This is a genomic window from Streptomyces sp. NPDC056296 (assembly GCF_042268605.1).
Lineage (GTDB): Bacteria > Actinomycetota > Actinomycetes > Streptomycetales > Streptomycetaceae > Streptomyces.
Genome location: NZ_JBHJRX010000035.1, coordinates 25,576 through 45,764 on the forward strand (window position 1 = coordinate 25,576; position 20,189 = coordinate 45,764).

Consider the following 20,189-nt stretch of genomic DNA (forward strand, 5'->3'; position numbering starts at 1 on the left):
CATGGCGCCTTCGGTGGTCGTGCGGTGGGTCGTACGGTGTCCGCACTCAGCGGCCCTGGTACTTGGCCGCCGTCGAGCGGGTCGAGCCGAGCTTGCCGTAGAGCTTCTTGCCGGGGCAGCTCGTGGCGAAGCCGTCGCGGTGACCGGAGATGACGTTCAGTCGTACGTTCTTACCTTTTCGGTAGAGATTCCCACCACCGGACTTCAGGTATGTCTTCCCGCGCGGATTCATGCCGTGGAGACCGAGCTTCCACGCGGTGAGCCGGGAGACCGCCTTGACGGCGGCCGACGACGGCTTCTTGGAGCTGTACGTGCCGATTACGGCGATGCCCATGCTGTTGGAGTTGAACCCCAGGGTGTGGGCGCCCAGTACCGACTTGGACACGCCCCCGGCGCGTCCCTCGTAGATCTTTCCGCACTTGTCGACGAGGAAGTTGTAGCCGAGGTCACGCCAGCCCATGCTGTTGACGTGGTAGCGGTAGATACTGCGAATGACTGACGGTGCCTGCTTGCAGGTGTAGTTGTTGCCGGTGGCCGAGTGGTGCACGAAGGCCGCCTTGACCTTCTTCGTGTACACGAATTTCTTCTCGCGCAGTTTCTCGTTGGCGCCCCAGCCGCGGCGCGTGGTGATGCTCGGGCGGGGGCCGACGTACGGCTTGGCCTGCTGCTGGGTGCCGAGTTCGGCTTGGGTCTGTGCCCGGCTCAGGGCCGGGATCTCGGTGGCGCCGAGCGGGGCGAGGCCGGCGTTCACGGCGGAGGCGGCGACGGACTCGACGGTCATGTTGGTGGTGCGGGGGCCCTCCTCCGACCCGGGGGCCGCCACAGGCGGCACGCCCTCGCCGGGGTCGATGAGTTCGAGGCGCATGCCGGTGGGGAGGGGGGAGGCGGCGGCCGGGGCGGCTGTGGTGACTCCGGTGGCTCCGGTGGCTCTGGTGGCCGCGCTGGTGGCATCCGGGGTGCTTTCCGCTCGTACCCGTACCTCCACGCCGTCGGACTCGCCCACCCACAGCGGGGCGGTGGCGCCACGGACGCGGCCCGAGGTGCTCTCGGGGGTGCCGGGGTCGGCGGCGTGGTCGGCGTTGTGGGTCTCCAACTGCTGCCAGCCGGACCAGGCACCGGTGGCGGTGGCGCGGGTGCGGACCTGGACGTGGCCGTGCAGTTCGGTGGCCGGGTTGTCCCAGACGAGACCGACCATCGAGAAGTGCCGTACGTCCCGGCGGGGTACGCCCTGTTCGGCGGCGCCGGGGGCTCGGTCGCGGGTGAGGGGGGCGAGGGGCAGCGACTGGGTGCCGCCGGGGACGTACGCCTCGGACTGCGCCGTCCTTCCGCTCGTGGGCGGAGCCGCGGAGGAGGCAGCGGCGGAGGAGGCTGCCGCGGAGGGGGCTGTCGCCGCCGCGGGCGGGGCGAGCGGGAGGGCCAGGGCGGCCGCGCACGTGACACCGATCGAGGAAGCAAGGAATCCACGCATGCCCCTGATCGTGGACATCGTCGTACAAATCTGTCCATCCGTGACCTGACGGGGCGTAGGGCGTTTTCGTCCGATCCGGTGGCGGTGCGGTACGCCGTACGCTCGGTGCGCGCCCGTGGGCCCGCGTACGCTTGCGCGGGTGAACGCGACCGACCGCACCCCTGCCGACCTGCTGAGTTCCGCGCTAGCCGCGGACCCGGGACGCCCCCTGGTGACCTTCTACGACGACGCCACCGGCGAACGCGTCGAACTCTCCGTTGCCACCTTCGCCAATTGGGTGGCCAAGACCGCGAATCTGCTCCAGGACGAACTGTCCGTCGAACCCGGTGACCGGGTCGCGCTGCTGCTGCCCGCGCACTGGCAGACGGCGGTGTGGCTGCTGGCGTGCGCGTCGGTGGGTGTCGTCGCCGACATGGCGGGTGATCCGGCCGCGGCCGACGTTGTCGTGAGCGGGCCGGAGCCGGAGTCGCTGGAGGCGGCGCGGGCGTGTTCGGGCGCGCGGATCGCGCTGGCACTGCGGCCGCTCGGGGGGCGGTTCGTGCCGGCGGCGCCGGAGGGCTTCGCCGACTACGCGGTGGAGGTGCCGGGGCAGGCGGACCGGTTCGTGCCGTACGTGCCGGTGGATCCGGAGGAGCCCGCGCTGATCGTGGCCGGGCGGGAGTTCAGCGGGGCGGAGGTCGTGGAACGGGCCCGTGCGGAGGCGTCGGGGCTCGGGCTCACGGGGCCGGGGGCGCGGATTCTGTCGGGGTTGCCGTACGACACCTGGGCGGGGTTGAGCGCGGGGTTGTACGGGCCGTTGGCCAGTGGGGGGTCGGTGGTGTTGTGCCGGCACCTGGAGCGGGCGGAGGCCGGGGTCGTGGACCAGCGGATCGAGGCGGAGAAGGTCTCGGCGACGGCGCGGTGAGGTGTCTGCCGGGGGGACTCGGCGTTGGGTGAGGTGTCTGCCGCGGGGTGGTGACTCGGCGTTGGGCGAGGTGTCCGTCGCGGGGTAGTGACTTAGCGTCGGGCGAGGTGTCCGTCGCGGGGTAGTGACTCGGCGTTGGGCGAGGTGTCTGCCGGGGGGGGAAGGTGACTCGGCGTTGGGTTGGGTGGCGGGGCGGATGTTCACCCGGGGGTGACGGGTCGTCCGGCGTGAGTGTCGGTCGGGGACGGGCGGGCCGCCCGGCGTGGACGTGGCATCCGCGCCGAGCGTGCGCCCGCGTTGACGTGGCGTCCCCCGCCGGTGTCGGCGCGGGGTGTGTGGGTGCGCGCGGTCACGTGGGTGGCCGGCGTCCCGCGTCGCGGATCGACGCGACCCGGCGAGCGTGGATGCCCGGATGCCCGCATGAGCGGCCGACGCCCACGCCACGCACCGACGCGACCCACCGGACATGGATGCCCGCGCGAGCAGCCGACACCCACGCCACGCACCGACGCGACCCGCCGGAGTGCGTGGCGGGAGTGTCGTGGGCGTCGGGGCAGGCGCGTGCCGCCCTCCGGCGTCGAGGCGGACGCATGCCCCTTCGGCGTCGAGGCGGGCGCATGCCCCTCCGGCCTCGGGGCAGGTGCGTGCCCCCGCCGATGTCGAGGCGGACGCGTGCCCCCTCCGGCGTCGAAGCGCACGCACGCCCTCTCCAGCCCCGGGGCAGGCGCGCCCCCGTCCGGCCTCGGATCGCACCCATGCCCCCTCCAGCCCCGGGGCAGGCGCGCACCCCCTCCGACCTCGAAGCGCACGCACGCCCCCTCCAGCCCCGGGGCAGGCGCGCACCCCCTCCGACCTCGAAGCGCACGCACGCCCCCCTCCACCCCCGGAGCAGGCGCACACCCCCTCCGGCGCCGAAGCGCACGCACGCCCCCCTCCACCCCCGGAGCAGGCGCGCACCCCCTCCGGCGCCGAAGCGCACGCACGCCCGCGCCTGCCCCGGGGCAGGCGCGCCCCCCCGGCCTCGAATCGCACCCATGCCCCGTTCGGCTCAGCCCCGTTCCGCCTTCGGCGCTCGTTCGGGTCATGGTCGTAGGAGCGCACGTGTGCGGGACGGAGGGAGACGTGAGCGATGACGACGCAGGCGCGCCCTTCGGCGGGGGCGGTCGCAAGGGGGACCCGGCGTCCGGGGCGGACGGCGCGACCGCGGTCGGGGACGGGCTGAGGCGGCGGCGGCGCAGGCGGCTGCTAGGGCGTTCCGGAATCGTGGTCGCCGTACTGGCCGTCGGTGCCGTGGGGGTCGGATGGGCGGTCTACGCCAAGCTGGACGGCAACATCACGTCGGACGAGGCGGCGGCGGCCGAACTGGCCCGGTACGAGAAGGAGCGGCCCACCTCGCTGGTCCGCGGCGCCCAGAACGTGTTGCTGATCGGGTCGGACTCGCGGTCCGGTGACGGCAACGCGCGCTACGGCCGGGACTCCGGTACCGAGCGGTCGGACACCACGATCCTGCTGCACTTGGCCGCGGGCCGGGACAGCGCCACCGCCGTCTCCCTCCCCCGCGACCTGATGGTGAACGTGCCCGACTGCCGCCGCCCCGACGGGTCCCGCACCGAGCCCGCCTTCGCGCAGTTCAACCACGCCTACGAGGTGGGCGGTTCGGCGTGCTCGATCCGGACGGTCGAGAAGCTGACCGGCGTGCGGATCGACCACCACGTGGTCGTCGACTTCCAGGGCTTCAAGGAGCTGGTCGACGCGCTCGACGGCGTCGAGGTGTGCCTGCGGAAGCCGGTCGACGACAAGGACGCCAAGCTGAAACTGCCCGCGGGCCGGGTCACGCTCGACGGGGAACAGGCGCTCGGCTACGTCCGCGCCCGCAAGTCGCTCGGGGACGGCAGCGACACCGACCGGATGGACCGGCAACAGCGTTTCCTGGGGGCGCTCGTCAACAAGGTGCAGAGCAATGACGTACTGCTGAATCCGGTGAAGCTGTATCCCGTTCTGGACGCGGCCACGTCGTCCCTCACGACGGATCCGGACCTGGCGAGTCTGCGCGGTCTGTACGACCTCGTACGGGGGCTGCGCGGCATTCCCACCGAGCGCGTGCAATTCCTGACCGTTCCCCGGGAGTCGTACGCGGGCGACGCCAATCGCGACCAACTCGTGGAGCCCGACGCCGAGAAGCTGTTCACCCGCCTGCGGACGGACGAACCCGTGGCGATCGCGGCGGCGGCCGAGCCGGACCCCCCGACCGGTCCCGGGAACTCCCGCGAACCCGGCGCCGACGGGTCCCCGGCACCGACGTTCAGCGGGAACACCGCCGCAGAGGACATCTGCGAGTAAAAGGCATTCCAAGACGACGCAAGGTGGGTGCGGGGCGGGCACACGGTCGACACAAAAGGGCGGACAATTGTCCAATAAATGCGCCGGATTGCCCAGTTGTAAGATTCGCGGAATGTGTCACCACCGTCGCCCCGCACCGAACCGGGCGGTTAATGTGAGCGCTCCGGTGTATCCGGCCACGAGGTTCTGCCCGAGGTCGCGCACCGAGTGAGCGAGACCGGGCGCCTTGAGGGGAAGGCGCCGCGTGGCCCCGACGGAGGATTCGGACAACCGTGGACGCGCAAGGCCGTGGGCGGGCGGAAGACATCGACCCCGCAGACCAGTGGGTACTCAATCCGGACACCGGCGAATACGAACTGCGACTGCCCACTTCCGCACCGCAGTCGACGGTCCCGGGCCCCCGGACAGCCGCGCCCGGCGGAACCCGCGGTTCCCGCGGACCCGGCGCACCCGGCGGGTCACGCGGCCGCGGCGCACAGGCGTCGGCGTCGGCCCCCTCGTCCGCCCCGGGCCGTGAGGTCCCTCCTCCCCGCAGGCGCCGTACGGCACCGGAGGAGCCGCCGCCCGGACGGCGCGGTCGTCGGCGGCCGGCGAAGACGAAGTCGAAGGGCAAGAAGGTCCTGCTGTGGACCGGCGGCACCATGGCGTTCGTCGTCCTCGCCGTCGGCACGGCCGGATACCTCTATCTGGAGCACCTCAACGACAACATCAAGTCCGTCGCCGACGACGGCGCGAGCACCGGTGGCTTCCAGAAGGACAAGGCGATCAACATCCTGCTGATCGGCACCGACAAGCGCACCGGCGACGGCAACGAGGGCTACGGCGACACGGGCAGCGCGGGCCACGCCGACACCACGATCCTGCTGCACGTCTCCAAGGACCGCTCCAACGCGACCGCGCTCAGCATCCCCCGCGACCTGATCGTCGACATCCCCGACTGCCCGACCACGCAGGAGGACGGGACCAAGAAGGTCATCCCCGGCTCCACCGGCGTCCGTTTCAACACGAGCCTCGGCCAGAGCGGCCGTACGCCCAGCTGCACCATGCGGACCGTCACCGAGCTGACCGGGGTCACGCCGGACAACTTCATGGTGGCCGACTTCAACGCGGTCAAGACGCTCACCACGGCGGTCGACGGAGTCGAGGTGTGCCTGGCGAAGGACATCGACGACCCGGACTCGCACCTGGACCTGCCGAAGGGCAAGCACACGATCAAGGGCGAGGACGCCCTCGCCTTCGTGCGCACCCGGCACTCCGTGGGCTTCGGCGGCGACCTGAGCCGCATCGAGATCCAGCAGCAGTTCCTCAGCGCGCTGATGCGCAAGCTCAAGTCCAACGACACGCTCACCAGCCCGTCGAAGATGGTGAAACTGGCCGAGGCGGCGACCGAGGCGCTGACCGTCGACTCCAAGCTGGACAGCATCGGCAAGCTGAAGGACCTCGGACTGGAGCTGGGCAAGCTCAACACCAAGAACCTGACCTTCGCCACGGTGCCGGTGCGCGACAACCCCGCCGAGAAGGTCAAGGCGACCGTCGTCCTCCAGGAGGAGCCGGCCCAGCAGGTCTTCGACATGATCAGGAACGACGTCTCCTTCACCGAGGTCAAGAAGAAGGAGTCGGAGAAGGAGAAGAAGGAGAAGGCCGCCGTCGCCGCCCGGCTCGAGGGCGAGAAGTCCGAGCCCTCCGAGATCCGCGTCCGCGTCCTCAACGGCGGTGCCTCCGGCGGCAGCGCCCAGCGGGAGCTGGCCTACCTCCAGACCGAGGCCGGCGTCACCAAGTCCGAGAACGGGGGCAACGCCGACGCGGAGGTCGCCAAGACCACCCTCGAATACGCCCCCGACCAGGCCGCCCAGGCCCGCGCCCTCGCCGAGATCCTCGGCCTGTCCGGCGCGGCGATGAAGCCCGGCGAGAGCGTCACCAACGCCCAGGGCCTGCCCACCATGACCCTCACCCTCGGCAAGGACTTCAAGGGCGCCGGCGTCAAGCTCGACGCAGCCTCCGCCAAGGCTCCCGAAGAGGCCCAGAAGTCCACGGCGGACAAGGTCGAGTGCGCGAAGTGACCTGACGGGCTCCACGTGCGTCTGACAGTACGACAGTCCATCGGCGCGCGCCCGGGAGACGGCTGGGACGCGAGTAGCCCTCCGGGACGCGAGCAATCCGTCGGGACCGCCGTACAGCCAACGAGGGGGCCCGTACGTCCAACTGTGCGAACAGGCAGTGCGCAGAGGGGCGTTCGCGGGTCCGCGGGTGGGGAGAGGCATGACGCAGAGCAGTGTGCACGGGGAGGGAACACGACCGGGCGCCGCTCGGCGCACCAGGGGCGCCCGGGGCGGGGGTGGCGCGGGCGCGGGCGGCCAGGGAGCCCCGGGCGGCGGGAACGGCAGGCGGCCCGGACGGCGGCGGGCCGGACGCCGGCATCGCGCGCTCCGCTGGTCCGCGACGACCCTCGCGGTGCTGATACTCGGGACGGCCGGCGCCGGATACCTCTATTACGAGCACCTGAACGGCAACATCGAGAAGGGCGAGCGCAGCAGCGGCGACTCCAAGGCGCACAAGGCCGAGCCGAACGCGGCCGGGCAGACCCCGCTGAACATCCTGCTGGTCGGCTCCGACAGCCGCGCCTCCGACGCCAACGTGTCGCTGGGCGGCGGCAGGAACAACCGCGACAACCCGCCGCTGGGCGATGTGCAGATGCTCATCCACCTGGCCGCGGACCGCAAGAGCGCCGCGGTCGTGAGCATCCCCCGCGACACCCGGGTCGACATCCCCGAGTGCACCGACCCGGACAGCGGCGAGAAGTACCCGGCGACCAACACGATCATCAACGAGTCGCTGGGCCGCGGCGGCGCCGGCTGCACCCTGGCCACCTGGGAGAACCTCACCGGCGTCTACATCGACCACTGGATGACGATCGACTTCGCCGGCGTGGTGTCGATGGCGGACGCCGTCGGCGGCGTCGAGGTCTGTGTGAACCAGAACGTGTGGGACCGCCCGCTGCCCGGCGTGCCCGGCGGGTCGGGGCTGAAGATGGAGGCCGGCCGGAAGAAGGTGCAGGGCGAACAGGCGCTGCAGTGGCTGCGTACCCGGCACGCCTGGGGCAGCGACCTGCTGCGGGCCCGGGCCCAGCACATGTACATGAACTCGATGATCCGCACCCTGAAGGGGCAGAACGTCTTCACCGACACGGGCAGGCTGATGAACCTGGCCGAGGCGGCCACGAAGTCGCTGACGGTGTCCGAGGAGATCGGCACGGTCAAGAAGCTCTACGACCTGGGCATGCAGCTCAAGACGGTGCCGACGGACCGCATCACCATGACGACGATGCCCACCGTCCAGGACTCGCAGAACGCGAACCACCTGCTCCCGGCCGGCGACGACGCGGAGCGGATGTGGGCGATGCTCCGCGACGACGTGTCCTTCGACGACAAGGGCGCAAAGGGCGACGGAAAGGGCGACGCCAAGGACACCGGCACCACAGAGGAAGCCGGAAAGAACGGCGGGAAGGACGGCGGGAAGGACTCCGGCGAGCAGCCTTCCGACGACGCCGCCGCCCCCGACTCCGAGATCGGCGTCACCGTCCAGAACGCCACCCGCTCCGCCACCCTCGGCCCGGTCGGCGGCCGAGCGGGCGCGATCGCCCAGGCCCTCGTGCAGAAGGGCTTCGGCAAGGCGGCCAAGGACACCTCGGCCGCGCTGTCCGAGGAAAGGACCGTGGTCCGTTATCCGAGCGCCGAGTTGGCGGGCGACGCCCGGCGCGTCGCCGAGGCACTGGGAATTCCGGCGAGCGCGGTGCGGAAGTCGGTCGACGTGTCCGGGATCACGCTCGTCGTGGGAGCGGACTGGCGCTCCGGCACGTCATACCCGGAACAGAAGACGCCCGAGGCCGGAGACCTGCCGGACAACAGCGACGCCATCAACGGCGCGGACACCGACAAGTGCATGGACGTGTACAAGCCGTACCGATGGTAGGAGTTCCGGAAAATAGGAGGGATTGCCCTGTTGTAGGGGCGTCGAAATTGTCACCGGTGTCGTTCGACGCTGAACTGGGCGGATAGTGTGAGCGCTCCGGTGCCCCCGCCGCGAGGTCCGCCCTGGCGTCGTGCACATGTTGACCCTTTATCGTGCGCCTTCCGGCAGAAGGTGCCGCGTGGCCCCGACGGAGGATTGGGAGACCGTGGACGCGCAAGGACGTGGGCGGGCAGACGACGTCGATCCCGCAGATCAGTGGGTACTGAATCCGCGCACCGGTGAATACGAACTGCGACTGCCCCCTTCCGCACCGCAGTCGCCGGTGCCGGGCCCCCGCAGGCCCGCCCCCCGCGGCACCGGTGCCTCCTCCCCCGCCGACGGCGGCACCACCCGTTCGGCACGGCGTACGGCCGCGCCGGGCCGTGACGTCCCGTCCCAGCGGCGGCGCCGTCCGGCGCCCGAGGAGCCGGCGCCGGGGCGGCGCGGACGCCGGCCGGCGAAGAAGAAGTCGAAGGGCAAGAAGGCCCTGCTGTGGGTCGGCGGCTCCACCGCGTTCGTCGTCCTCGTGGCCGGCGTGGGCGGCTACGTCTACCTCAAGCACCTTGAGGGCAACGTCTCGACGACGGACGTCGGCAACGCCGGAAGCAGCAGTTTCAGCAAGGACGAGGCCTTCAACATCCTCATCATCGGCACCGACAAGCGCACCGGAGCCGGCAACGAGGGCTACGGCGACGCCGGCAGCGTCGGCCACGCGGACACCACGATCCTGCTGCACGTCGCCAAGGACCGCTCCAACGCGACCGCGCTCAGCATCCCCCGCGACCTGATCGTCGACATCCCCGACTGCGAGACCAAGCAGGAGGACGGCTCGTCGGAGATCGTCCCCGGGGAGCAGGACGTCCGCTTCAACCAGAGCCTCGGCGAGGGCGGCCGGAACGCGGGCTGCACCATGCGCACCGTGAAGGAGGCGACCGGCATCCAGCCGAACCACTTCATGATGGCCGACTTCAACGCGGTCAAGACGCTGACCACCGCCGTCGACGGCGTCGACGTCTGCGTGGAGAAAGCCGTCGACGACCCGAAGTCCCACCTCAAGCTGCCCGCGGGCGAGTCCAAGGTCGAGGGCGAGCAGGCCCTCGCCTTCGTCCGCACCCGGCACGCCTTCGGCAACGAGGGCGACCTGGACCGCATCAAGGTGCAGCAGCAGTTCCTGGGCTCGCTGATGCGGAAGATGTCCTCCAGCGACACCCTCACCAGCCCCACCAAGCTGGTGAAGCTGGCCGAGGCGGCGACCAAGGCGCTGACCGTGGACGAGCCCATCGGCAACGTGGGCACGCTCAAGGACATCGCCCTGGAGCTGAAGAAGGTGCCGACGAAGAACATCACGTTCCTCACGGTGCCAGTGATCGACAACCCGACGGAGAAGGTCAAGGCGACGGTCGTCCCCAAGCCGTCGGAGGCACCCCAGGTCTTCGACATGATCAAGAACGACATCTCCTTCACCGAGGTCAAGAAGAAGGAGAAGAAGGAGGCGGCCGCCGTCGCCGCCCGGCTCAAGGGCGAGAAGTCCGACCCGTCCGAGGTGCGCGTCCGCGTCATGAACGGCGGCGCCCCGGCCGGCAGCGCACAGCAGGAGCTGGCCTACCTCCAGACCGACGCCGGCGTCACCAAGTCCGAGAACGCGGGCAACGCCGACGCGGAGGTCGCGAAGACCACCCTCGAATACGCCCCCGACCAGGCCGCCCAGGCCCGCGCCCTCGCCGAGATCCTCGGCCTGTCCGGCGCGGCGATGAAGCCCGGCGAGAGCGTCACCAACGCCCAGGGCCTGCCCACCATGACCCTCACCCTCGGCAAGGACTTCAAGGGCGCCGGAGTCAAGCTCGACGCAGCCTCCGTCAAGACGCCGGACGTGGAGAAGTCCACGGCCGACCAGAAGCAGTGCGCCAGTTGACCTGATAGGCCCGTCGTACGTCTCACAGGGCGGCGACGGGCCCGCGCGGTGGCGCGGAGGCGGGGAGAGGGACGCGGAAATGACGCGGAGCAGTGTGCAGGGGGAGGACACGCGGCAGGGCGCATCGGACGCCCCCGAGCGTGCGGAGGCGGCCGGGAAGGCGGACAGCGACGACGGCGACAGCGGTTCGGAGGCCGGCAGACGCCGGGACCGTCCGCGCAGGGGCCGCCGTGCGCTCCGCTGGACCGCGGTGGTGCTCGCCGTGCTCATGGCCGGTACGGCGGGCGCCGGATACCTCTACTACGAGCACCTCAACGACAACATCAAGAAGGACGCCCTCAACCTGGGCGACAACAAGGTCGCGGCGCCGACGCCGAACGCGGCCGGGCAGACCCCGCTGAACATCCTCGTCATCGGCTCGGACGCGCGGGACAGCGAGGCGAACCAGCAACTCGGCGGCGCCCGCGAGACGTTCGGCGCCACGCCGCTCGCGGACGTGCAGATGCTGGTGCACCTGTCCGCCGACCGCAGCAACATGTCGGTCGTCAGCATGCCGCGCGACACCCTCGTGAAGATCCCCAAGTGCACCGACCCGGACGACGGGAAGGTCTACCCGGCGAGCGAGGGCCGGGTGATGACCAACCAGAGCCTCGGCCACGGCGGTCCCGGCTGCGCGGTGGCCACCTGGCAGGAGCTCACCGGCATCCACATCGACCACTTCGTGATGGTCGACTTCGCGGGCGTGGTGTCGATGGCGGACGCCGTCGGCGGCGTCCCGGTCTGCGTGGACGCCAACATCCACTCGCGCGACAGTCAGGGCCACGGCTCCGGCCTGAAGCTCGAGAAGGGCACGCATCCGGTCAAGGGCGAGCAGGCCCTGCAGTGGCTGCGCACCCGCTACGGCTTCGAGGACGGCAGCGACCTCGCGCGGGCCAAGGCCCAGCACATGTACCTGAACTCGATGGTCCGGACGCTGCGCGAGAACGCGACCCTGAGCAGCCCGAACAAGCTGCGCAGGCTGGCCGAGGAGGCCACCCGGGCGCTCACGGTCGACCCGGGCCTCGACACCGTCAAGAAGCTGTACGACCTCAGCGACGAGCTGCGCAAGGTGAAGCCGGAGCGCATCACCATGACCACGATGCCCAACCGGTACGTGGGCGCCCGCGTGGAGCCGACCGAGGACGCCGAGCAGCTGTTCCGACTGGTGCGGGAGGACATAGCGCTGGACGGCGAGGACGCCGGGAAGAAGCCGGCCGACGAGGGGACGAAGGTCTCGGACGACCCGGTCGCCGCCGACGACGAGATCGCCGTCCAGATACGCAACGGCACCCGCACGGACAGCCTCGGCGCGGCCCGCGGACGCGCGAACACCGTCGCCGGGCTGCTGGTGGAGCAGGGCTTCGCCAAGGCCGTCGCGGACCCCTCGGTGCTGCCGAGCGAGGACCGTACGGTCGTCCGCTACCCGAGCGCCGACCTGGAGGGCGACGCACAGCGGGTCGCCGAGTCCCTGGGGATTCCGATGAGTTCGGTGCGGCGGTCGACCGACGTCTCGGGTGTCACGCTCGTCGTCGGCGCCGACTGGCGCGAGGGAACGACGTACGAGGCGCCCGCGTCCGACGACCGGACCCCGGAGTCGGCCGAGGCCCTCAACGGCGCGGACGAGAGCGCCTGCATGCACGTGAACCCGGCGTTCACCTGGTCCTGAGGGTGCCGTCGGTCCTGAGGGAGACGTCGGTCCTGACGGACGTCACCGCGTCCCGGCGGCGTCGGCCTCGGCATCCGGTTGGACCGCCGGGCGCCGCGACGCGATGACCCGCTTGGCCAGCGACCGCGGGCTGGTCAGAAAGCCCCAGCCCCAGGACATGTGCATGGTCGCCAGCGCCACCGGGATCCGCGCCCGCGCCTTCAGCCCCAGCCCCTTGCCCGCCGGGAGCGAGCCGGCGGCGATCGCGGCCAGGTAGCCGCCGGGAACCACGAAGCCCCACGGGGTCAGCGCCGCGCCCACCACTACGCCGGCCGCGATGGCGCACACGGCCGTCGGCGGGGCGAGGTAGCGCAGGTTGATGGAGCCGGAGTGGTAGCGGGCGACGACGTGCCGCCAGCGGCCGTAGTCCTTGTACTGCTTGGCCAGCGCCCGCACGGACGGCCGCGGGCGGTAGGACACCTTCAGCTCCGGCGAGAACCAGATCAGGCCGCCGGCCTCGCGGATGCGGAAGTTCAGCTCCCAGTCCTGGGCGCGGATGAACTCCTCGTTGTAGCCGCCCTGGCGTTCCAGTGCCTCGCGGCGGAACACCCCCAGGAACACGGTCTCGGCGGGGCCCGCCTGCCCACCCGTGTGGAAGGCGGCGTTGCCGACGCCGATCTTCGACGTCATCGCGGCGGCGACGGCGTCCTCCCAGGCGTTCTCGCCCTCGGCGTGCATGATGCCGCCGACGTTCTGCGCGCCGGTCTCCTCAAGGAGCCGTACGGCCGTGGCGATGTAGTTCGGCGAGAGCATGCCGTGGCCGTCGACGCGGACGACTACCGGATGGCGGGAGGCCTTGATCGCGGCGTTCAGCGCGGCGGGCGTACGGCCGGTGGGATTCGGCACGGTGTGCACGCGCGGATCCTCGGCGACGAGTTCTGCGGCGATCTCGTCCGTACGGTCCGCGGAGGGACCGAGGGCGATCACGACCTCCATCTCGCCGGCGTACTCCTGGGCGAGGATGGCGCGGACGGAGCCGCGCAGATGCCGTTCCTCGTTGAGGACGGGCATGATCACGGAAACGGCGGGCGGCCGCACGTCGGACTTGGCGTTCATCGGTGCTCACGTTACCGCGAACGGGGGACACGGGTGCGCGCCGCGGGGGTCACAGCCCCGGGCAGCAGATCGTATGGGCCTACGGTGCTCACGGATCCCACGTCCGGCCGCTCGGCCCGTCCCCGCGGAGGTGTCACCTTGCCCACGCCGCCCCGCTCCCCCCGGGTCCCGGCCTCGTCCCCCCGTGGCGGCCCGCCGCCGCAGCGCGGCGGCCCGCGTCCGTCCCGCCGCCCGGCGAGGCCCCCCGTACGGCGGAAGAAGCCGCGCTGGGCCATGCGGGCGGTGACCGCTCTGTCCGTGGTGGTGCTCGCCTCCGCCGGGATCGGGCACGCGGTGCTCTCCGGTCTGGACTCGGACATCTCGCGGGTCGACGCCTTCAAGGACATGAAGAACCGGCCGCGGGCGGGCGACGGCATGAACGTGCTGCTGGTCGGCACCGACGGCCGCGACCGGATCAGCGAGGAGGAACGGCGGAAGTACCGGCTCGGCGGCGCTCCCTGCCACTGCACCGACACGATCATGATCGTGCACATCTCGGAGGACCGGGAACGCGCGAGCGTGGTCAGCCTGCCGCGGGACTCCTACGCCGAGACACCCGACCACACCGACCGCACCACCGGGGAGCAGCACAAGGGGCACCCCCTCAAGCTGAACGCGGCCTACGCGGAGGGCGGCCCGCAGCTGACCATCCGCACAGTCGAGAACATGACCCGGGTGAAGATCGACCACTACCTGGAGGTCGACTTCACCAGCTTCATGAAGACGGTGGACGTCCTCGGCGGGGTGCGGATCTGCACCGTCCAGCCGCTCAAGGACAGCTACTCCGGGCTCGACCTGCCGGCCGGCACCCACGAGCTGACGGGCGGGCAGGCGCTGCAGTACGTCCGCGCCCGCCACCTGGACGGGGCCTCGGACCTGAGCCGGATGAAGCGCCAGCAGCGCTTCCTGGCCGCTCTGATCGACCGGGCGACCTCCTCGGGGCTGCTGCTGAACCCGCTGAAGTTCCGTGACGTCACCCAGGCGGTGCTGGGCTCGGTGCGGGCCGACGAGGGCTTCGGCACCGACGAGCTGCTGGCGCTCGGTCGGGCGATGCGGAACTTCTCGCCGTCCTCGTCCGAGTTCACCACCGTGCCGATCGGGCAGATGGGCTACGCCGTCAAGGGTGTCGGTTCGACCCTGAAGTGGGACCCGGTCAAGTCCGAGCGGATCTTCGACGCCCTGCGCGAGGACGAGCCGCTGGCCGCCCCCAAGCCGAAGCCGAAGGGTCCGGCGCCGGTCCGGGTTCCGGTGGACCCGAAGCAGATCCGGGTCCAGGTGGAGAACGGCACGCACACGCGAGGGCTCGGCAAGCGGGTCGACGACGCGCTGGCCGCGACCGGGTTCCGCACCACCCGGGTCCCCAGGAACGCCACCGACCGCGCGGTCCAGCGGACCGTCGTCGCCTTCGACCCCCGCTGGGACCGCTCGGCGAAGTCGCTGGCCGCCGCCCTGCCCGGCAGCGAGCTGCGGCCGGTCAAGGGCCAGGGCCCGACGCTGAAGGTGGTGGCGGGCGCCGACTTCAAGGAGGTCGTGAAGGTGAGGCCGGCGGATCCGCCGCAGGAGTCGGGCACGGTGGTGCGGGGCGACGAGGTGGTGTGCGGGGAGAAGTGATCCGGCGGGGCCCCACCGGGGCTCCGCCGGCCTCAGTTGCCCGTCACGGTGACCTTCTCGTCGTTCTTCAGCTGCTCGACCAGCTTCTTCACCTTTGCGTCGTCCCACTTGAGGTTTCCGCCGACGCTGCCCGAGACCGGCATGTTCATCGAGGTGCCGTCGCCGCCGCTGACGCTCTTCATCGCCCAGAACATGCTCGCCAGGTCGAACAGGCCCATGTCCTTGTCGACGATGAGGGAGTCCAGGCCGGCGCCCATGGTCGGGTACAGCTTGAACGGGTTGAGGACGGTCGACGGGGTGGCCACCTGGCTCGCCAGCGCCGACAGGAATTTCTGCTGGTTCTTGGTGCGGTCCAGGTCGGAGCCGGCCAGCGCGTAGCGGGTGCGGACGAAGGCGAGGGCGTCCTCGCCGTTCAGGGTCTGCTTGCCCTTCTTCAGGTCGGCGCCGGACTTCGGGTCCTTGATGTCCTGCGGGATGTCCATCTCGACGCCGCCGACCGCGTCCACGATGTTCGCGAAGCCGGCGAAGCCGATCTCCACGTAGTGGTCCAGGCGCAGCCCGGTGTTGTGCTCGATGGTGCGCACCAGCAGCTCGGGGCCGTCCTCCGCGTACGCGGCGTTCAGCTTCACGTGCCGGCCCGTGCCCTCGTACTTCTTCCCGGACTCGGAGCCGACGAAGCTCGGGATCTCCACGTCCGAGTCACGGGGCAGCGAGATCAGCGTCGACCCGTTGTCCCCGGTGTGCAGGATCATCATCGAGTCGGTGCGCTTGCCCTCGGCGGAGCCGGTGTGCAGGTCCTTCTTCTGCTCGTCGGTCATGCCCTCGCGGCTGTCGGAGCCGACGATCAGGTAGTTCGTGCCCTCGCCGGCGCCGGGCCGCTCGATGACCTTGGACAGGTCGACCTCGCGGTTGAGCTTGGAGTCGGCCCAGAAGTACGTGCCGACGGTGGTGACGACCAGCGCGGTCACCACCGTGATCGCCGTCCACTTGATCCGGCGGCGCCAGTCGGGCGCGGGGCGGCCCGGTCCTGGACCGCCGGGGCCTCGGCCGCCGGGGCTGCCGGGGCTGCCGTAGACCTGGCCGGTGTTGTAACCGCTGTCGTAGCCGTCGCCGCCGTGGCCCCGGCCGTCGACGTACGACGGCTGCTGCGGCACCCCGGCGCCGTACGGCGGTGCGGACGGGCCCGGGCCGGGCGGCGGCGCCTGGCCGCGGCGGACCTGCCGCATCACGCGGGCGCTCTCGGGCCGCGCGCTCGCGCTGCCGCGTCCGTACCCGCTGCGGCGGTTGTCACCGGACCATCCCTCGGGCCAATCATTCATGCGCACCAGTGTGCAGGTCCGCGCCATGGGCCATACAAGGGTCGTCGGAAAATCAGGTCAGTGCTGTTGCGAAGCTGACACAAATTACTCGGATGTCGTCCCGGCATAAGGTGGAGGCCATGACAGACCAGGCAGAACAGGCCTCGGCCGCGCGGTCGGCGACTCCGGAGATCCCGGGCAAGCCGACCTCGGCGTCCCGCACCACCCTCAGCCACATCATGACCCACGGCGACACCAACCTCCTGGGCACGGTGCACGGCGGAGTGATCATGAAGCTCGTCGACGACGCGGCGGGCGCCGTGGCCGGACGGCACTCCGGCGGCCCCGCCGTCACCGCGTCGATGGACGAGATGGCGTTCCTCGAACCGGTCCGCGTCGGCGACCTCGTCCATGTGAAGGCCCAGGTCAACTGGACCGGCCGCAGTTCCATGGAGGTCGGCGTCCGGGTCCTGGCCGAACGCTGGAACGAGTCCACCCCGGCAACCCAGGTCGGCTCGGCGTACCTGGTCTTCGCCGCGGTCGACGCGGACGGCAAGCCGCGCACGGTCCCGCCGGTGCTCCCGGAGACGGAGAAGGACAAGCGCCGCTACCAGGAGGCCCAGATCCGCCGCACCCACCGCCTGGCCCGCCGCCGCGCGATCATGGAGCTGCGGGAGCGGCGGGTGGCGGAGGGGTACGAGGACTGACCGCCCCGGGGCGATCTAGGTACACCTCACCTCGAACCAGAGCAGCTTTCCGGCGCCGCGTCCGAGCAGCTCGTCACCGAGTGACCAGCCGCCCCACGAGTCGGCGCACGCCTGTACGAGGTGCAGTCCGCGTCCGCCGCCCGCGGTTTCCGGCGGGGCGGGAGCCGTGCGGCTGCCGTCCGGCGGTTGCGCGAAGGGGGCGGGGATGTGCGGGTGGCTGTCCCACACGCCGACCCGCAGCCGTCCGTCGCTCAGCGCGGTGAGCCGTAGCGAACAGGGTCCGCGCGTGTGCCGGTAGGCGTTGGTGACCATCTCGGACGTCAACAGCTCGACGGTGTCGAGTACTTCGTGCCGACCGTGTCCGCCGAGGGCGGCCCGTACGGTCATGCGTGCGACGCGTGCGGCTCTGGGGTCGTGGGGCAGGCGGAGGGCGTACACCCAGGTGTCGGGCAGGGATACGGTGCCCATGAAGGCCTCCGAGAGAGAGGGGATTCGGCTTGCCCAACGGCCGCGACTTGCGGTGGCTGTGCCTGTAGGGGTGCGCTTCCGGCTTATGGATGCGGGGAGTTGGGCGGTACGGGTACTACCGTAGAGCCGCCTGGGAGATTCATCTCCCGGTTTGAAGAGATGTACCTGCAATTGCCTCGTGTGGGTTACGAGCGCGCCGCACAGCGGCTTGAGAAGAGGTGTCTTGCCACCCGTCAACAACGCCACTCTGCGCCAGCGACGCCTGGGCGCCGAGCTGCGCAAACTCCGCGAACGCTCCGGGTTCACAGTCACGCAGGCCGCCGCGCACCTGGGCGTCAACCAGGGACGGGTCAGCATGATCGAGACCGGTCGCAGCGCGCTCAGCGCCGACCGCGTCCGGGCGATGGCTTCCGCGTACGACTGTGGCGACGAGGAGCTGATCACCGCCTTGGCCGGGATGACCGGGCGTCGGACTCGTGGCTGGTGGGAAGAGTACCGCGAGCACCTGCCAGCGGCCCTTGTGGACCTGGCGGAACTGGAGCACCACGCCACCGGCCTACGCGTGGCCCTCGCGATGCACATCCCCGCGATGTTGCAGACGACGGATCACGCCCGCGCCCTCTTCCGGGCCGTGGTCCCGGCCATGAGGCAGTACGAGATCGAGCACCGCCTCACCCATCGCATCAAACGCCAGGGCGTCCTCCACCGGGAGGCCCCGCCTCCGTACTCGGCGATCATTCACGAGTCGGCTCTCCGCATGGGCTTCGGCGGCCCGGAAGTCGCGCGCGATCAGCTCAGACACCTGCTGAACATGGGTGAACTGCCGAACGTCACAGTCCGGGTCATCCCCTTCGGGGCGAAGTACTACCCCAGCACGGGGCAGTCTTTCGACTACATCGAGGGAGCCGTGCCCCAACTCGACACCGTGCAGCTGGATACCCATCACGGTGGCTGCGGCTTTCTGGACGCGGAGGCGCAGCTGGGCAAGTACCGTGCCGTGCTGGATCACATGGAGTCTTGCGCGCTCGACACCGCCGAATCGCGCGACTTCATTCAGGAACTCACGCAGGACATGTGAGAGAGGCCGACCATGCGAACACTTCAGTGGCAGAAGTCCACGTACAGCGGCGACAGTTCGAACTGCGTCGAAGTGGCCGCGACCCCGACCACGATCCTGGTCCGGGACTCCAAGGATCCGGCCGGGCCCCGCCTCGCCCTCCGACCCGCCACGTGGACGAGCTTCGCCGCCTACGCCGCCATTACCCGAAAAGCGTGAACACTCTGCGGCCACCTGTCATCCACCCGCTCAAAAGAGCGGCCCGAGGACAGTGACCACCAGAGTGCTCACGCTTTTCCCGACGCCCTACGGCAGGTTGCGCGCCATCACGATCCGCTGGACCTGGTTCGTGCCCTCGTAGATCTGCGTGATCTTCGCGTCGCGCATCATGCGCTCCACCGGGTAGTCACGGGTGTAGCCGTAGCCGCCGAGGAGCTGGACCGCGTCCGTGGTGACCTCCATCGCCACGTCGGAGGCGAAGCACTTGGCGGCGGCGCCCTGGAAGGTCAGGTCGCTGTCGCCCCGCTGCGACTTGGCGGCGGCGGCGTACGTCAGCTGGCGGGCGGCCTCGATCTTCATGGCCATGTCGGCGAGCATGAACTGGATGCCCTGGAAGTCGGCGATCGGCTTGCCGAACTGCTTGCGCTCCTTGACATAGCCCTTGGCGTAGTCGAGGGCGCCCTGGGCGATGCCGAGGGCCTGGGCGGCGATGGTGATGCGGGTGTGGTCCAGCGTCTGCATCGCGGTGGCGAAGCCGGTGCCCCCCTCGCCGATCATGCGGTCGGCGGGGATGCGGACGTTGTCCAGGTAGACCTCGCGGGTCGGGGAGCCCTTGATGCCGAGCTTCTTCTCCGGGGCGCCGAAGGAGACGCCCTCGTCGGACTTCTCGATGACGAAGGCGGAGATGCCCTTGGAGCGCTTGGTGGGGTCGGTGACGGCCATCACCGTGTAGTACTCCGACTCGCCCGCGTTGGTGATCCAGCGCTTGACGCCGTTGAGGACCCAGAAGTCGCCGTCACGGACGGCCTTGGTCTTCATGCCGGCCGCGTCGGAGCCGGCGTCGGGCTCGGAGAGGCAGTAGGAGAACATGCCGTCGCCCTTGGCGAGCGGGGTCATGTACTTCTTCTTCAGCTCCTCGGAGCCGGAGAGGATCACCGGCAGGGAGCCGAGCTTGTTCACGGCCGGGATGAGGGACGAGGACGCGCAGACGCGGGCGACCTCCTCGATGACGATCACCGTGGCGAGGGCGTCGGCGCCCGCGCCGCCGTACTCCTCGGGGACGTGCACCGCGTGCAGGTCGTTCGCGGTCAGGGCGTCGAGGGCCTCCCGCGGGAAGCGGGCCTCCTCGTCCACCGCCGCGGCGTGCGGCGCGATCTTCGCCTCGGCCAGGGAGCGGACGGCGTCCCGGAGCATGTCGTGCTCCTCGGACGGGCGGTACAGGTCGAAGTCAGCCGATCCGGCCAAGGTCTCTCACGCTCCAAAACGCTGTGATGCTGGGCACGCTAACTACCGTTAAGTAACCCAAATTTTAGAGCCCCGTCCACGTCCGTGGATAGGTGAGCTTGACGACAGCCGAC

General features: G+C 70.6%; 15 protein-coding genes. 10 read left to right on the plus strand and 5 right to left on the minus strand.

The window, feature by feature from the left end:
• Positions 1-46: 46 nt before the first annotated feature.
• Positions 47-1,468, minus strand: a complete 1,422-nt coding sequence (locus ACFCZF_RS24825) for a peptidoglycan recognition protein (RefSeq protein ID WP_376673525.1) — start codon at positions 1,466-1,468, stop codon at positions 47-49.
• A 139-nt stretch (positions 1,469-1,607) separates the two neighbouring features.
• Here ACFCZF_RS24825 and ACFCZF_RS24830 point away from each other — a divergent pair, with 139 nt between their 5' ends.
• The 6 genes from ACFCZF_RS24830 to ACFCZF_RS24855 all read left to right on the plus strand — a co-directional run bounded on the left by ACFCZF_RS24830 (position 1,608) and on the right by ACFCZF_RS24855 (position 12,337).
• A complete protein-coding gene (locus ACFCZF_RS24830) occupies positions 1,608-2,372 on the plus strand; it encodes a TIGR03089 family protein (RefSeq protein ID WP_376673526.1) in 765 nt (254 codons plus the stop codon).
• Positions 2,373-3,455: 1,083 nt separating this feature from the next.
• On the plus strand, positions 3,456-4,712 hold the full coding sequence (locus ACFCZF_RS24835) for an LCP family protein (protein WP_376673527.1): 1,257 nt from the start codon (positions 3,456-3,458) through the stop codon (positions 4,710-4,712).
• 272 nt (positions 4,713-4,984) lie between these two features.
• Positions 4,985-6,772, plus strand: coding sequence for an LCP family protein (locus ACFCZF_RS24840; protein ID WP_376673528.1), 1,788 nt, complete (start codon positions 4,985-4,987; stop codon positions 6,770-6,772).
• A 199-nt stretch (positions 6,773-6,971) separates the two neighbouring features.
• Positions 6,972-8,681, plus strand: a complete 1,710-nt coding sequence (locus ACFCZF_RS24845; protein WP_376673529.1) for an LCP family protein — start codon at positions 6,972-6,974, stop codon at positions 8,679-8,681.
• Between the two features lie 205 nt (positions 8,682-8,886).
• Positions 8,887-10,632 carry an LCP family protein gene (locus ACFCZF_RS24850; protein WP_375909133.1) on the plus strand — a complete coding sequence of 582 codons (1,746 nt, stop codon included), beginning with the start codon at positions 8,887-8,889 and terminating at the stop codon, positions 10,630-10,632.
• A 79-nt stretch (positions 10,633-10,711) separates the two neighbouring features.
• Entirely contained in the window at positions 10,712-12,337 is a 1,626-nt protein-coding gene (locus ACFCZF_RS24855) for an LCP family protein (RefSeq protein ID WP_376673530.1), read from the plus strand.
• Positions 12,338-12,379: 42 nt separating this feature from the next.
• Here ACFCZF_RS24855 and ACFCZF_RS24860 read toward each other — a convergent pair whose 3' ends face one another.
• Positions 12,380-13,432 (minus strand): glycosyltransferase family 2 protein, encoded by a 1,053-nt coding sequence (locus ACFCZF_RS24860; RefSeq protein WP_376673531.1) that lies wholly within the window; start codon positions 13,430-13,432, stop codon positions 12,380-12,382.
• Between the two features lie 273 nt (positions 13,433-13,705).
• Between ACFCZF_RS24860 and ACFCZF_RS24865 the strand changes: the two genes are divergently transcribed.
• Positions 13,706-15,082, plus strand: a complete 1,377-nt coding sequence (locus ACFCZF_RS24865; protein ID WP_376673532.1) for an LCP family protein — start codon at positions 13,706-13,708, stop codon at positions 15,080-15,082.
• A 32-nt stretch (positions 15,083-15,114) separates the two neighbouring features.
• On the opposite strand, the gene ACFCZF_RS24870 is transcribed toward ACFCZF_RS24865, so the two are convergent.
• Positions 15,115-16,401 carry an LCP family protein gene (locus tag ACFCZF_RS24870; RefSeq protein ID WP_376673533.1) on the minus strand — a complete coding sequence of 429 codons (1,287 nt, stop codon included), beginning with the start codon at positions 16,399-16,401 and terminating at the stop codon, positions 15,115-15,117.
• Between the two features lie 119 nt (positions 16,402-16,520).
• Between ACFCZF_RS24870 and ACFCZF_RS24875 the strand changes: the two genes are divergently transcribed.
• Entirely contained in the window at positions 16,521-17,087 is a 567-nt protein-coding gene (locus ACFCZF_RS24875; protein ID WP_376673534.1) for an acyl-CoA thioesterase, read from the plus strand.
• Between the two features lie 15 nt (positions 17,088-17,102).
• Here ACFCZF_RS24875 and ACFCZF_RS24880 read toward each other — a convergent pair whose 3' ends face one another.
• Positions 17,103-17,555, minus strand: a complete 453-nt coding sequence (locus ACFCZF_RS24880; RefSeq protein ID WP_376673535.1) for an ATP-binding protein — start codon at positions 17,553-17,555, stop codon at positions 17,103-17,105.
• Positions 17,556-17,778: 223 nt separating this feature from the next.
• Between ACFCZF_RS24880 and ACFCZF_RS24885 the strand changes: the two genes are divergently transcribed.
• Positions 17,779-18,633 (plus strand): helix-turn-helix domain-containing protein, encoded by an 855-nt coding sequence (locus ACFCZF_RS24885; RefSeq protein WP_376673536.1) that lies wholly within the window; start codon positions 17,779-17,781, stop codon positions 18,631-18,633.
• A gap of 12 nt (positions 18,634-18,645) precedes the next feature.
• Positions 18,646-18,831 (plus strand): DUF397 domain-containing protein, encoded by a 186-nt coding sequence (locus tag ACFCZF_RS24890; RefSeq protein ID WP_376673537.1) that lies wholly within the window; start codon positions 18,646-18,648, stop codon positions 18,829-18,831.
• An 87-nt stretch (positions 18,832-18,918) separates the two neighbouring features.
• Here the strand turns inward: ACFCZF_RS24890 and ACFCZF_RS24895 are convergent, their stop codons facing one another.
• On the minus strand, positions 18,919-20,076 hold the full coding sequence (locus tag ACFCZF_RS24895) for an acyl-CoA dehydrogenase (RefSeq protein WP_376673538.1): 1,158 nt from the start codon (positions 20,074-20,076) through the stop codon (positions 18,919-18,921).
• Between the last annotated feature and the right edge of the window lie 113 nt (positions 20,077-20,189).

Excerpts from the sequence above, each read along its gene's own strand:
- ACFCZF_RS24825 (WP_376673525.1), bottom strand. The coding sequence starts at position 1,468 with ATGCGTGGATTCCTTGCTTCCTCGATCGGTGTCACGTGCGCGGCCGCC.
- ACFCZF_RS24835 (WP_376673527.1), top strand. The coding sequence starts at position 3,456 with ATGGTCGTAGGAGCGCACGTGTGCGGGACGGAGGGAGACGTGAGCGAT.
- ACFCZF_RS24845 (WP_376673529.1), top strand. The coding sequence starts at position 6,972 with ATGACGCAGAGCAGTGTGCACGGGGAGGGAACACGACCGGGCGCCGCT.
- ACFCZF_RS24855 (WP_376673530.1), top strand. The coding sequence starts at position 10,712 with ATGACGCGGAGCAGTGTGCAGGGGGAGGACACGCGGCAGGGCGCATCG.
- ACFCZF_RS24860 (WP_376673531.1), bottom strand. The coding sequence starts at position 13,432 with ATGAACGCCAAGTCCGACGTGCGGCCGCCCGCCGTTTCCGTGATCATG.
- ACFCZF_RS24865 (WP_376673532.1), top strand. The coding sequence starts at position 13,706 with ATGCGGGCGGTGACCGCTCTGTCCGTGGTGGTGCTCGCCTCCGCCGGG.
- ACFCZF_RS24870 (WP_376673533.1), bottom strand. The coding sequence starts at position 16,401 with ATGAATGATTGGCCCGAGGGATGGTCCGGTGACAACCGCCGCAGCGGG.
- ACFCZF_RS24875 (WP_376673534.1), top strand. The coding sequence starts at position 16,521 with ATGACAGACCAGGCAGAACAGGCCTCGGCCGCGCGGTCGGCGACTCCG.
- ACFCZF_RS24880 (WP_376673535.1), bottom strand. The coding sequence starts at position 17,555 with ATGGGCACCGTATCCCTGCCCGACACCTGGGTGTACGCCCTCCGCCTG.
- ACFCZF_RS24890 (WP_376673537.1), top strand. The coding sequence starts at position 18,646 with ATGCGAACACTTCAGTGGCAGAAGTCCACGTACAGCGGCGACAGTTCG.